Annotated in this window: 13 protein-coding genes and 1 pseudogene; 8 read left to right on the top strand and 6 right to left on the bottom strand. The window is 69.5% G+C overall.

Features of this window, described 5'->3' with window-relative positions; all coding sequences use genetic code 11:
• The first annotated feature begins 69 nt into the window (after nucleotides 1-69).
• Complete coding sequence (locus tag QZV94_RS18080; RefSeq protein WP_293679893.1) at nucleotides 70-396, top strand: multidrug efflux SMR transporter; 327 nt, start codon at nucleotides 70-72, stop codon at nucleotides 394-396.
• 6 nt (nucleotides 397-402) lie between these two features.
• On the opposite strand, the gene QZV94_RS18085 is transcribed toward QZV94_RS18080, so the two are convergent.
• Nucleotides 403-1086 carry a response regulator transcription factor gene (locus QZV94_RS18085; protein ID WP_293679898.1) on the bottom strand — a complete coding sequence of 228 codons (684 nt, stop codon included), beginning with the start codon at nucleotides 1084-1086 and terminating at the stop codon, nucleotides 403-405.
• A gap of 58 nt (nucleotides 1087-1144) precedes the next feature.
• Between QZV94_RS18085 and QZV94_RS18090 the strand changes: the two genes are divergently transcribed.
• Complete coding sequence (locus QZV94_RS18090; protein WP_293679928.1) at nucleotides 1145-1651, top strand: L,D-transpeptidase family protein; 507 nt, start codon at nucleotides 1145-1147, stop codon at nucleotides 1649-1651.
• Nucleotides 1652-1788: 137 nt separating this feature from the next.
• On the opposite strand, the gene QZV94_RS18095 is transcribed toward QZV94_RS18090, so the two are convergent.
• Nucleotides 1789-2448 carry a YggS family pyridoxal phosphate-dependent enzyme gene (locus QZV94_RS18095; RefSeq protein WP_293679932.1) on the bottom strand — a complete coding sequence of 220 codons (660 nt, stop codon included), beginning with the start codon at nucleotides 2446-2448 and terminating at the stop codon, nucleotides 1789-1791.
• Here QZV94_RS18095 and QZV94_RS18100 point away from each other — a divergent pair.
• On the top strand, nucleotides 2447-3064 hold the full coding sequence (locus QZV94_RS18100) for a thiamine phosphate synthase (RefSeq protein WP_293679902.1): 618 nt from the start codon (nucleotides 2447-2449) through the stop codon (nucleotides 3062-3064). The two genes, QZV94_RS18095 and QZV94_RS18100, sit on opposite strands and share 2 nt — an antisense overlap.
• Nucleotides 3065-3079: 15 nt before the next feature.
• A complete protein-coding gene (locus QZV94_RS18105; protein ID WP_293679907.1) occupies nucleotides 3080-4489 on the top strand; it encodes an alpha/beta hydrolase domain-containing protein in 1410 nt (469 codons plus the stop codon).
• Between the two features lie 19 nt (nucleotides 4490-4508).
• Here QZV94_RS18105 and QZV94_RS18110 read toward each other — a convergent pair whose 3' ends face one another.
• Nucleotides 4509-4895, bottom strand: coding sequence for an NtrZ family periplasmic regulatory protein (locus QZV94_RS18110; RefSeq protein ID WP_293679910.1), 387 nt, complete (start codon nucleotides 4893-4895; stop codon nucleotides 4509-4511).
• Between the two features lie 267 nt (nucleotides 4896-5162).
• On the opposite strand from QZV94_RS18110, the gene QZV94_RS18115 reads away from it, so the two are divergent.
• The 4 genes from QZV94_RS18115 to holA all read left to right on the top strand — a co-directional run bounded on the left by QZV94_RS18115 (nucleotide 5163) and on the right by holA (nucleotide 9879).
• Nucleotides 5163-5633 (top strand): DUF3576 domain-containing protein, encoded by a 471-nt coding sequence (locus QZV94_RS18115; protein WP_293679938.1) that lies wholly within the window; start codon nucleotides 5163-5165, stop codon nucleotides 5631-5633.
• Between the two features lie 113 nt (nucleotides 5634-5746).
• Nucleotides 5747-8302, top strand: coding sequence for a leucine--tRNA ligase (gene leuS / locus QZV94_RS18120; protein WP_293679913.1), 2556 nt, complete (start codon nucleotides 5747-5749; stop codon nucleotides 8300-8302).
• Nucleotides 8299-8805 carry an LPS assembly lipoprotein LptE gene (gene lptE, locus QZV94_RS18125; protein ID WP_293679916.1) on the top strand — a complete coding sequence of 169 codons (507 nt, stop codon included), beginning with the start codon at nucleotides 8299-8301 and terminating at the stop codon, nucleotides 8803-8805. Before leuS ends, lptE begins: the two co-directional genes overlap by 4 nt.
• A 21-nt stretch (nucleotides 8806-8826) precedes the next feature.
• Nucleotides 8827-9879 (top strand): DNA polymerase III subunit delta, encoded by a 1053-nt coding sequence (gene holA, locus QZV94_RS18130; protein WP_293679919.1) that lies wholly within the window; start codon nucleotides 8827-8829, stop codon nucleotides 9877-9879.
• Nucleotides 9880-9894: 15 nt separating this feature from the next.
• Here holA and QZV94_RS18135 read toward each other — a convergent pair whose 3' ends face one another.
• The 3 genes and pseudogenes from QZV94_RS18135 to QZV94_RS18145 form a co-directional block, all read right to left on the bottom strand.
• Nucleotides 9895-10071: an oxidoreductase-like domain-containing protein gene (locus tag QZV94_RS18135; protein WP_293679922.1), complete on the bottom strand. Its 177-nt coding sequence runs from the start codon at nucleotides 10069-10071 to the stop codon at nucleotides 9895-9897.
• Entirely contained in the window at nucleotides 10071-11276 is a 1206-nt protein-coding gene (gene fabB, locus QZV94_RS18140) for a beta-ketoacyl-ACP synthase I (RefSeq protein WP_293679925.1), read from the bottom strand. Before fabB ends, QZV94_RS18135 begins: the two co-directional genes overlap by 1 nt.
• 23 nt (nucleotides 11277-11299) lie before the next feature.
• Nucleotides 11300-11395: pseudogene (locus QZV94_RS18145) on the bottom strand (beta-hydroxydecanoyl-ACP dehydratase); the annotation flags it as partial.

Raw genomic sequence — 11395 nt, forward strand, 5'->3', positions numbered from 1 at the left:
CAGCCTCGACGTCATGACCCAACAGGTTATGCGCGACGCGGCCCGGGCGCGGGCGCTGCTGGGGGCCGCTTGAGCGCCTGGCTGTTCCTCGCCGCGGCCATCGCGCTGGAGGTGGCGGCCACCTTCTTGCTCAAGCTCTCCAACGGCTTCGAGAAAGTCCACTGGGGCGTCGCGTCGATGGCGCTCTATTCCGCCTGCTTCTGGGTCTTGGCTCCGGCGCTGAAATCGATCCCGGTCGGCGTCGCCTATGCGATCTGGGCCGGGGTCGGTATCGCCGCAGCGGCGCTCATCGGCCTTTTCGCCTTCGGGGAGCGGCTCGGCCCGCTGCAGCTCGCCTGCATGGCCCTGATCGTGGCGGGCGCCATCGGCCTGCGGCTGACCACGGTCGCCGAGTAGGCGCCGTCAGGGCGCCAGCTTGTAGCCGCCCTGCTCGGTGAGCAGCAGGCGCGCGTTGGCTGGGTCGGGCTCGATCTTCTGACGAAGTCGGTAGACGTGGGTCTCCAGCGTGTGGGTCGTGACGCCGGCGTTATAGCCCCAGACCTCGGCGAGCAGCTCCTCTCGCGAGACGGCCTTCTCGCCGGCCCGGTAGAGGTACTTCAGGATGTTGGTTTCCTTCTCCGTCAGCCGGATCTTCTTGCCCTTCTCGTCGACGAGGAGCTTGGCGGCCGGGCGGAATTCGTAGGCGCCCAGTCGGAAGATGGCGCCCTCCGAGTGCTCGTAGTCCCGAAGCTGAACCCGGATCCGGGCCAGCAGAACGGCGAACTTGTAAGGCTTGGTGACATAGTCGTTGGCGCCGGAGTCCAACCCCTTGACGGTGTCGTCATCGGTGTCGGCCGCGGTCAGCATGATCACCGGGGTCGTTACGCCGTCGGCGCGCATGCGCTTGCAGGCGTCCCGGCCGTCGAGGTCCGGCAGGTCGACGTCCAGCAGGATCAGGTCGGGCTTGGCCTCGCGCGCCTGGCGTATGCCGTCCAGCGCCGTGGCCGCCTCGAGGACGTCGAAGCTCTCCGCCTGGAGCTGCTCGGCGACCGCCCCGCGAAGGTCCTGGTCGTCGTCGACGATGAGGAGGGTCTTGCGTTGAGCCATGGCTGGCAACAAACACCATGTGAGCATCGCGGCAAAGGGTTTCGCCAATGGAGACCGGGTGATCTACACCGCAACCGCCGACGGCCTCCAGGACCTGGGCGAGCGCAAGGTGCGCTGTGCGCTGGGGCCGGCCGGCGTGATCCCCGCCGCGCTGAAACGGGAGGGCGATGGGGCCTCGCCGGCCGGAGTCTGGCCCATCCGCGAAGTCCTCTACCGTCCCGACCGCGGCCCGCCGCCGGCCAGCGAGTTCAGGGTGCGCGCCATGACACCCGACGACGGCTGGTGCGACGACCCCGCCGACGAGGCCTACAACCGCCCGGTCAAGCTGCCCTACCCCGCCAGCGCGGAGAACCTGTGGCGGGAAGACGGCATGTACGACATCGTCGTCATCCTGGGGCACAATGACGATCCGGTGGTGCCCGGAAGGGGCTCGGCCATCTTCCTGCATATCGCCCGGCCGGACTATTCCCCCACCCAGGGCTGCGTGGCCATCGCGCGGCCCGACCTCGAGGAACTGCTCGACCGTGTGCAACCGGGTGACGCCATCGGGATCGCGGGGGCCTGAGGGATGGATGCCCCCTTCCTCGGCTTTCCCGACACCATGGGAGGCCCTGGTTGGCCGGCCGGTGGACGCCAAGATCGTCCGCATCCACCGCCCGGCGACCTGCTGAACGTCCGGCTGATCGGGGTGCTTGAGGCGCCCTAGCCGCGCGCGCCGAACAGGGCGGACCCGACCCGCACGCTGGTGGCGCCGAAGGCGATGGCGGTCTCGAAATCGCCGCTCATGCCCATGGAGAGCTTCGCCAGCCCGTTGCGAACGGCGATCTTTCGCAACAGGGCGAAGTGCGGGCCAGGCGGCTCGCCGGCGGGCGGAATGCACATCAGGCCCTCGGGCCCGAGGCCATAGGCGGTGCGGCAGGCTGCGATGAAGGCATCGGCCTCGTCCGGCGTCACCCCGGCCTTCTGGGCTTCCTCGCCAGTGTTCACCTGGACGTAGACGCGGGGGCTGCGGCCCTGCTTCTGCACCTCGTCCGCCAGCGCGCGGGCCAGCTTCTCCCGGTCCAGGCTTTCGATGACGTCGAAGTGGGCGATCGCTTCTCTGGCTTTGTTCGTCTGCAGCGGCCCGATCAGGTGCAGCGACAGGCCGGCAAATTGGTGGGCCTCCTTGGCGCCCCAGCGGGCAAGCGCCTCCTGTACCCGGTTCTCGCCGAACACCTTGTGGCCAGCCGCCAGCACCGGCTCGATCACTTCCCAGGGCTGCTGCTTGGACACCGCCACCAGGGACACGTCCTCCGCCGATCGGCCAGCGGCTTGCGCGGCGCGGGCGATCCGGGCCACCACGTCGGCATAGGCGGGAGGAATGGCGGCCATTTCCGGGTTCTGGACCTTGCAGCGGACGGCTCGGCTTCTACCGGGGCGGCGGAGCCTGCGGAAGGCCTTGCCGGCGCTGCTGTTCTTCACCGACCCAGGCCGGACGCCCGATCCGGAGCGGATCGCCGCCCGCCTGCCTAAGGGGAGCGCCATCGTCTACCGCCACTTCGGAGCGGCCGACGCCGAGACGCGGGCACGGCGGCTCAAGGCCATCACCAGGGCGAGAGGCGTCAACCTGATCATCGGCCAGGACGAGGCGCTGGCCCGCAGGATTGGCGCTGACGGTGTGCATTTGCCGGAGCGCCTGGCCTACCGGGCCGGGCGCCTGAAACGCGCCCGCCCCGGCTGGATCATCACCTCGGCAGCCCATTCCCTGGTCGCCGCCCGCCGCAGCGGCGCCGATGCGGTGGTGATCTCCGTAGCCTTCCCGTCGCGCAGCGCCTCGGCCGGGGCGGCTCTGGGCCCCGTCCGCCTGGCCGCCCTCGTCCGCGCCGCAGGCCGCCCTGCCTATGCCCTCGGCGGGATCAACGAGCGTACGGCCCGGCGGATGCTCGGCACTGGCGTCATCGGCCTCGCCGCCGTAGAGGCCTTGGGCCGTAATGACTGAACAAGAGGGCGAACGATGCAGGCGCTGGCGATCGGTCTCCTGCTGGCGTTGGGCGCGACGGGCGCCCAGGCGGCCTCGCAGGTCACGCGCGTCGAAGTCCTGACCGTTATCCCATCCGGCATCTACAAGGACGTCGCCTACGTCCGGGTGAGCGGCACGGTCCACGGGGTGGTCGCCCCTGATGAGGATGTCGTCGGGCTGGACGCCCTGCCCAAGAACACCAATGGCGAGGTCGAATACGCGTCGCGGTTCGAGGCTATCGTCCCGCGCGCCGGCCAATCGGCCAACGAGGCGCTCTACGTCGACGCCGAGAACCGCGGGACGGCGGTCAGCCAGGGCGCGCTGGGCGGCTTCCTGCAGGCGAAGGCGACCTCCTACGCGCGGGTGCAGTGGCAGACGGCGATTTCACCGGGCGTGCCTGCCGAGGCCCAGGGGATCGGCCTGGTGATCCTGCGCGACTTTGCCCGCTGGATGGCGGGCCGCACGCCCGCGGAGGTCGTCGGCGGCTGGTCGCCGCCCGCGCACCGCAGGCTGATCCTGGGCGGCATCTCGCAGAGCGCCTGGCTGGTGAACACCTTCATCGCCGAGGGCTTCAACGTCGATCCCAAGACGAAGCGGCGGGTGTTCGACGGCGCCATCGCCATCGACGGCGTGGGCGGCTGGCTGGCCATCAACCGCATCGCGGCCGACCGTGGCGTGAAGGGCCAGCATCCCTATCTCGACCCGGACGGAGTCCCGTTGCAGCGCGCCGAGCTCCTGAAGCGCCCGAAGACCGACCCGGTGTATGTCGACGTGGCCAACGCCACCGACTTCTACCGCCTGCGCGCCGGCCTGACCTCAACCGCGCACACGAGCGACACCTTCCGCCGGTACGACTTCCCCAGCCCGCACGCGATCGGCGCCGCCAATCCGCGGTGCAACGACGGCCAGCCGATCACCTACCATTCGCTTCGCTACGCCCCCTACATGCGGGCCCTGGTGCTTGGCATCGAGAAGGCCATCGGCGTGAAGGCGGCCGCGAAGGCCCGGCCCCTGCCACCCAGCGCCGTGTTCGAACTCGGCCCGGCCCCCAGCGATGTCGCCTGGTTCAACCCCTTGCCTGGCGTGGAGGTGACAACCCCGGTGCTGGACGCCAATGGCTGGCCCAAGGGCGGCGTCCGCTTTCCCGAGAGCGAGCAGCCTCTGGGGCGGCCCTTGCCGCCCGCGGTCTCGCCAGTCACCACCGCCTCGATCAGCCAGACCTGCGGCAATGCCGCCGGTTGGCAGGCATTCGCCGCCGCCGAGCGGCAGGCGAGGGGACTCGTCGATGAGGACTCCTACCTCACCCGCTACCAGGCCGCGCTGCGGCGGCTTGAGGCGGAAGGCTTCCTGCTGTCGGAGGATTTGCCCAAGATGGCGGCCGACGCGCGGACGGCTGCGCCTTAGGCCCAGCGCTCTCCGGGTCTTAGAACTTGAGCTTGGTCTCGACCCGCACCTTCGGCTGGGTCGCCGGGGGGGCCTGGTTGGCGCGGGGGGTCAGGTCCTGGCCGCCCAGGGCGACGGAGCCGCCGACCCGCAGCTTGGGCGTGATCCGGAAGTAGGCGCCCGCCGAGACGTCGTTCGGCACCACGGGCCGCACACCCGGCTGCTGCATGTCGACCGTGAAGCCGAAGCGCCCCTTGCGTGCATCCCATTGCACGACGTTCCCGCTGCGCGGGGCTGAGGTCAGCGGCTCGGACCTGACGGTGAAATCGAGCGGCCTGATCGCCTTGTCGGCCGCCCACGCGCCGCCGCCCACCGCGCTCATCAGCGCGGCCGCAGCGATCACAACACTCAGGCGGCGGTAGGTCATCTCAGCCTATATAGCCCCAACGGTCGCTCACCGTGAGGGATGCACATTGCACATTTCACGATTGCATTCCGATTAAGGGCCGCGACCTTTCCGGGTCAACAGAACTCGCTCGATACGGGGTTCGGCTGGGACGAGATGCGTGGCGCCTGTGTCATCACGGCCACGCGATTCCTGTTTGGCGCCCTTCACCGCGTTGTTATAGAGGGCGCGGCGTGGGCGGCGCCGCAGCGCGCATATGCGCCGCGGGAACTTTGGAGACGGATACATATGCCGTTTGTGCGCGGTAATCGGTTGCGTGGCCTGTTGATGACGATGGCGGTGCTGGGCGCCGCGTCGCTGGCCGCGTGCGGCAGTGTGTCCATGCCCTTTGGCAAGAGCTCCCGGACGACATCCTCGTCCGACAACGCTGCGGCGATCGGGGTCAACGGCTACCTGTGGCGCGCGACGCTGGACACGCTGAGCTTCATGCCGCTGCAGTCGGCGGACCCCTACGGCGGCGTCATCGTCACCGACTGGTTCACCAATCCCGAAAAGCCGGACGAGCGTTTCAAGTGCACCGTCTACATCCTGGACTCGCGTCTGCGCGCGGACGGACTGAACGTGGCCGTGTTCAAGCAGAACAAGGACGCGACCGGCGCCTGGATCGACGCCCCGCACGCCGGACAGACCGAGACGGACATCGAGAACTCGATCCTGACCCGGGCGCGCCAGCTTCGACTTTCGAACATCAAGGGCTGATCCCAGCCCCACCGCCGGCATGCCGGCGGCTCCTTCGGGAGAATGTTCGTCAGTCGACGCGCCAGCCTTAGGCCGTTGACCGGAAGTCCAACCCCCGTCAAAGGCCCATCGTCATGGCCCGCTACAATCCCAAGGAAACCGAGCCCCGCTGGCGCAAGGCGTGGAGCGATTCCGACGCCTTCCGCGCCGTGATCGACCGATCCCGGCCCAAGTACTACGTGCTGGAGATGTTCCCGTACCCGTCGGGACGCCTGCACATGGGCCATGTGCGCAACTACACCATGGGCGACGTCATCGCCCGCTTCAAGCGCGCCCGCGGCTTCTCCGTGCTGCACCCCATGGGCTGGGACGCCTTTGGCCTGCCCGCCGAGAACGCCGCCATGGAGCGCGGCGTCGATCCCAAGGCCTGGACCTACGAGAACATCGACCGGATGCGGGCCGAGCTGAAGGAGCTGGGCCTGTCCATCGACTGGTCGCGGGAGTTCGCCACCTGTGAGCCCGGGTACTACGGCAAGCAGCAGGCCTGGTTCCTGGACCTGTACGAACGCGGCCTGGTCTATCGCAAGGAAAGCGTCGTCAACTGGGACCCGGTCGACCAGACCGTGCTGGCCAACGAGCAGGTCGAGGACGGCCGGGGCTGGCGCTCCGGGGCGCTGATCGAGAAGCGCAAGCTCAACCAGTGGGCGATGCGCATCACCGACTACGCCGATCAGCTGGTCGACGACCTGGCGACGCTGGAGCGCTGGCCCGACAAGGTCCGGGTGATGCAGGAGAACTGGATCGGCCGCTCCAAGGGGCTGAAGTTCCGGTTCCATGGCGCGCCGCCCGCGGATGACCTGGAGGTCTACACCACTCGACCCGACACCCTGTTCGGCGCCAGCTTCGTCGGCATCGCCGCCGACCACCCGCTGGCCGAAGCAGTCGCCGCCAGGGATCCGGAAGCCGCGCGATTCATCGCCGAATGCCGCAAGGGGGCGGCCACCGAGGCCCAGATCGAGACCGCCGAGAAGATCGGCTACGACACCGGCCTGACGGTGAAGCACCCCTTCGACCCGACCTGGGAGCTGCCGGTCTGGATCGCCAATTTCGTCCTGATGGACTACGGCACGGGCGCGATCTTCGCCTGCCCGGCGCATGACCAGCGTGACCTGGATTTCTGCCGCAAGTACGGCCTGCCGGTGAAGCCGGTCGTGCTGCCACCCGGGGAGGACCCCGCGACCTTCCAGGTCGGCGACGAGGCCTATACGGGCCCCGGGACCATCTACAACTCAGGCTTCCTGGACGGTCTGGACATCGAGGGCGCCAAGGCCGCCGCCATCGCCCGCATCGAGGGCCAGGGCGACGGCGAGGGGGCGGTCGTGTTCCGCCTGCGTGACTGGGGCGTCTCGCGCCAGCGCGCCTGGGGCTGCCCGATCCCGTTCGTCCACTGCGAGACGGACGGCGTGGTCCCGGTCCCGAAGGACCAGCTGCCGGTCAGCCACCCCGACGACATCGAGTTCGGCAAGTCCGGCAATGCCCTGGAGCGCCACCCGACCTGGAAGCACACCACCTGCCCCAAGTGCGGCGGGCCGGCGACGCGCGAGACCGACACGCTGGACACCTTCGTGGACAGCTCCTGGTATTTCGCGCGCTTCGCCAACGCCCACTCGGAAGAAGCCATCGACAAGGACGCCGCCGATTACTGGCTGCCGGTGGACCAGTACATCGGCGGTATCGAGCATGCGGTGCTGCACCTGCTCTACGCCCGCTTCGTCACCAAGGCCCTGGCCGACGACGGGCAGCTCTCCGTACGTGAGCCCTTCGCCGGCCTGTTCACGCAGGGGATGATCACCCACGAGACCTACCGCCGGCAGAACGGTGAGTGGGTCGAACCCAAGGAGGTGGAGTTCACCGCCGAGGGGAACACGCGCCGCGCCCGCCTGGGCGGGACCGGCGAGCCCCTGATCATCGGCGACGTCGAGAAGATGTCGAAGTCGAAGAAGAACACCGTCACCCCCGACGAGATCTTCGAGGTCTACGGCGTGGACGCCGCGCGGCTGTTCACGCTGTCCGACAGCCCGCCGGAGCGCGACGCCCAATGGACCACCGGCGGCGTCCAGGGCGCCTGGCGCTTCGTCAACCGCGTCTGGGAGGAGTTCGACAGCCAGCCGGCGGACGCCTCCACGGCCCCGGCGGACCCCGAGCTGCGCCGCGCCACCCACAAGCTGATCAGGCAGGTGACGGAGGCGATCGACAGCTTCCGCTTCAACTCCGGCATCGCGCGCCTCTATGAGTTCCTGAACCTCCTGAAGGCCAACCCCGCGAAGGCCGCGTCCCCCGCGGTCCTGGCCGCGCGCCAGGAGGCGCTGAGCGCCTTCGCCCGCCTGATCGCGCCCTTCACGCCGCACCTGGCCGAGGAGTGCTGGACCCGAGTGGGTGGGTCGGGGATGGTCGTGCATGCGCCCTGGCCGGACTTCGACCCCGCGCTGACGGAGGACGCCGTTCGGACCCTGCCCGTGCAGGTCAACGGCAAGCGCCGCGGCGAAATCGTCGCCCCGGCGGGGGCCGAAGCAGCCGATGTGGAGCAGATCGTGCTGGCCGATCCCGAGATCGCCGGGAAGCTGGAAGGGCTTACCATCCGGAAGATCATTGTGGTCAAGGACCGCATCGTGAATATCGTGGCCTCATGAAGCGTCTCCTCACCCCTGCCAGCCTCGCAGCCGCTCTGGCGCTTGGCGGCTGCGCCGGCTTCCAGCCGCTCTACGCCGAGACGGCGGTGGTGAAGAACCTGGCCGCGATCGAGGTGACGGCGCCCCAGGGCCGGACCGGCTACCTGATCCGCCAGCACCTGGATGACGCCTTCGCCAAGAACCACTCCGCGGCGCCCGCTTATTCCATGGAGCTGGCGCTGGGCGAGGCGCGCTATCCCCGCGGCGTGCGCATCGACAACACGGCCACCCGCTACGAGTACGTTCTGAACGCGACCTATGTGCTCCGGTCCCAGCCCAGCGGAGCGGTGGCCAAGCAGGGCAACGTCCGCGTCGAGCTCACCTACGACAGCGCCGACCAGCCCTATGCCTCGATAAGCGCCCAGCAGGACGCCCAGGACCGCGCCGCGCAGGAGGCCGCGCGCCGCATCCAGGTGGAGCTAGCCGTATGGCTGGCCAACACCGGCAAGGTTGCCGCCCGCTGAGACTTCACCGGTGAGGTTGGAATGATCCTCTCCAAGCGGCCGGATATCGAGCGCTTCCTGGGACGACCCGATCCGTCCGTCCGCGCCGCCCTGGTCTATGGCCGCGACATCGGCATCGTGCGCGACCGCGGCCAACAGTTGGCGAGCAAGCTGGTCCCCAACCCCGACGACCCGTTCGACGTGGCGGTCCTGACCGAACAGGACCTGGCCGACGATGGCGGCAGGCTGGAGGGCGAGCTCACCGCCCAGTCGCTGATGGGCGGCCGACGGCTGGTGCGCCTGCGCATCGCCGCCGAAAAGCCCGTGGCGGACAAGCTGGCGGCCGAGGCCCTGGACCGCCACGTCAAGGGCGAGCTCAACCCCGACGCCTTCTTCCTGATCGAAGCCGGGAATCTTGGCCGCGACTCCGCGCTCCGCAAGGCCTGCGAAAAGGCGGCCGGCGCGGCGGCCATCCCCTGCTACGAGGACGAGGCCGGCGACGTGGCGCGCCTGGTCCGCGACACCCTCGCCAAGGACAACCTGGCCCTTAACACCGAGGCGCTGGCCCTGTTCGTCGCCCGCATGCCAAAGGAGCGCGGCGTCGCGCGCCAGGAGATCGAGCGGCTGGCCCTCTACCTGGGCCCCGGCAGCGGCGCCAGCGCTACGCCCGGCGACCTGGAGCCGTTCCTCGGAGTCGAGCCGGACGCGTCGCTGTTCGACGCGGCGTCCGACGCCTTTGGCGGCCGGCTCGGAGAGGCCCAGGCGGGCCTGCGGCGCGCCGCCCAGGAGGGCGAGAGCGGCCCCGCCGCCGTCAGGGCGCTCGGCATGCATCTGGGCAAGCTGCGGCGCACGCTGACCCTGGCCAAGGCCGGCGCCGGCCTGGCCGAAGCCGCCAAGGCCTCTGGCGTGTTCTGGAAACAGGAACGGGAGTTCCTACGGCAGGCCCGCGCCTGGACCCTGCCCGACCTCGACCGCATCCAGCCCGAGATCCTCGCCGCCGACCGCGCCTGCAAGACGACGGGCTCGCCCGACCGCCTGATCGCGGAGAGACTGGCCCTCACGGTGGCGGGCCGGGCGCGGCGTCTGGGGCTGTAACCTGATCCGCGGTCGTCAGTTCGCCTCCCAGCGCGCCAGCACCTCCGCCGGGTCGTGGCCCAGGGCACGGATGCGGGCCTGCCAGCGTTCCAGGGCGACCTCATAGTATTCGAGGATGCAGGGGTCGCAGCCGCGCTGGCAGCACTCCTGCGGGTCCGGCTTCGCCGGTGGCCGCGGGAGGTCGCCGGTCATCAGGCGCGCGCCATCACCAGGCAGCCGTTGGTGCCGCCGAAGCCGAAGCTGTTGCTCATCACCGTCTCCAGGGCGACGTCCTGGCGCTGCCGCACGATCGGCAGGTCGGCGAACGCCGGGTCGAGGTTCTCGATGTGGGCGCTCTCGGCGGCAAAGCCGTTGTTCAGCATCAGCAGCGAGTAGATCGCTTCCTGCGCGCCGGCGGCGCCCAGGCTGTGGCCGGTGATCGACTTGGTGGACGAGATCAGCGGCGGCTTGTCGCCGAACACAGCGCGCACCGCCTCCATCTCCTTCACGTCGCCCACGGGAGTGCCGGTGCCGTGCGGGTTCAGGTAGTCGATCTTGCGACCGGAGGCGTTGGCCAGCCGCATGCAGCGCGCCGCGCCCTCGCCGGAGGGGGCCACCATGTCGAAGCCGTCGGAGTTGGCCGCATAGCCGACGATCTCGCCGTAGATCTTCGCTCCCCGCGCCTTGGCCCGCTCGTACTCCTCCAGCACCACGATCCCGGCCCCGCCGGCGATCACGAAGCCGTCGCGGTCGGCGTCATAGGCGCGGCTGGCCACCGAAGGCCGGTCGTTGAACTTCGAGCTCATGGCACCCATGGCGTCGAACAGCACGCTCAGCGTCCAGTCCAGCTCCTCCGTGCCGCCGGCGAACACCACATCCTGCTTGCCCATCAGGATCTGCTCGTAGCCGACGCCGATACAGTGCGTGGAGGTGGCGCAGGCCGAGCTGATCGAGAAGTTCAGGCCGCGGATCTTGAACCAGGTGGCCAGCGTCGCCGAGGGGCCGGAGCTCATCGCCTTGGGCACCGCGAAGGGGCCGACCCGCTTTGGGCCGCGGGTCCTGGCGGTTTCGGCGGCTTCGACGATCGAGCGCGTCGAGGCTCCGCCGGAACCGACGATCAGGCCGGTCTTCTCGTGACTGACCTCAGCCTCCTCGAGCCCCGAGTCGGCGATCGCCTGCTCCATGGCGATGTGGCTGAAACCCGTGCCCTGAGCCAGGAAGCGGGCGGCCCTTCGGTCCACCATGGCCTCCCAGTCGATCTGCGGCGGAGCGTGGACCTGGCAACGGAAGCCCAGCTCGGCGTACTCCGGCGCCGCCACGACGCCAGATCGCGCCTCGCGCAGGGAGGCCAGCACCTCGTTTGTGTTGTTGCCGATGGACGAGACCACGCCCATTCCGGTGACGACGACGCGACGCATGATTCCTTCCCGGCTTTACGCGGCTAGGCGCGTTGATACAGGCCGACCCGAAGGTCCTGCGCTGTATAGATGGGCTTCCCGTCGGCTTCTAACACCCCGTCACCGATGCCCATGACCAG

Source organism: uncultured Phenylobacterium sp., from assembly GCF_902826855.1.
GTDB lineage: Bacteria > Pseudomonadota > Alphaproteobacteria > Caulobacterales > Caulobacteraceae > Phenylobacterium.

Excerpts from the sequence above, each read along its gene's own strand:
- QZV94_RS18085 (WP_293679898.1), bottom strand. The coding sequence starts at position 1,086 with ATGGCTCAACGCAAGACCCTCCTCATCGTCGACGACGACCAGGACCTT.
- QZV94_RS18100 (WP_293679902.1), top strand. The coding sequence starts at position 2,447 with ATGGCGGCCATTTCCGGGTTCTGGACCTTGCAGCGGACGGCTCGGCTT.
- QZV94_RS18105 (WP_293679907.1), top strand. The coding sequence starts at position 3,080 with ATGCAGGCGCTGGCGATCGGTCTCCTGCTGGCGTTGGGCGCGACGGGC.
- QZV94_RS18110 (WP_293679910.1), bottom strand. The coding sequence starts at position 4,895 with ATGACCTACCGCCGCCTGAGTGTTGTGATCGCTGCGGCCGCGCTGATG.
- QZV94_RS18115 (WP_293679938.1), top strand. The coding sequence starts at position 5,163 with ATGCCGTTTGTGCGCGGTAATCGGTTGCGTGGCCTGTTGATGACGATG.
- leuS (WP_293679913.1), top strand. The coding sequence starts at position 5,747 with ATGGCCCGCTACAATCCCAAGGAAACCGAGCCCCGCTGGCGCAAGGCG.
- lptE (WP_293679916.1), top strand. The coding sequence starts at position 8,299 with ATGAAGCGTCTCCTCACCCCTGCCAGCCTCGCAGCCGCTCTGGCGCTT.
- holA (WP_293679919.1), top strand. The coding sequence starts at position 8,827 with ATGATCCTCTCCAAGCGGCCGGATATCGAGCGCTTCCTGGGACGACCC.
- QZV94_RS18135 (WP_293679922.1), bottom strand. The coding sequence starts at position 10,071 with ATGACCGGCGACCTCCCGCGGCCACCGGCGAAGCCGGACCCGCAGGAG.
- fabB (WP_293679925.1), bottom strand. The coding sequence starts at position 11,276 with ATGCGTCGCGTCGTCGTCACCGGAATGGGCGTGGTCTCGTCCATCGGC.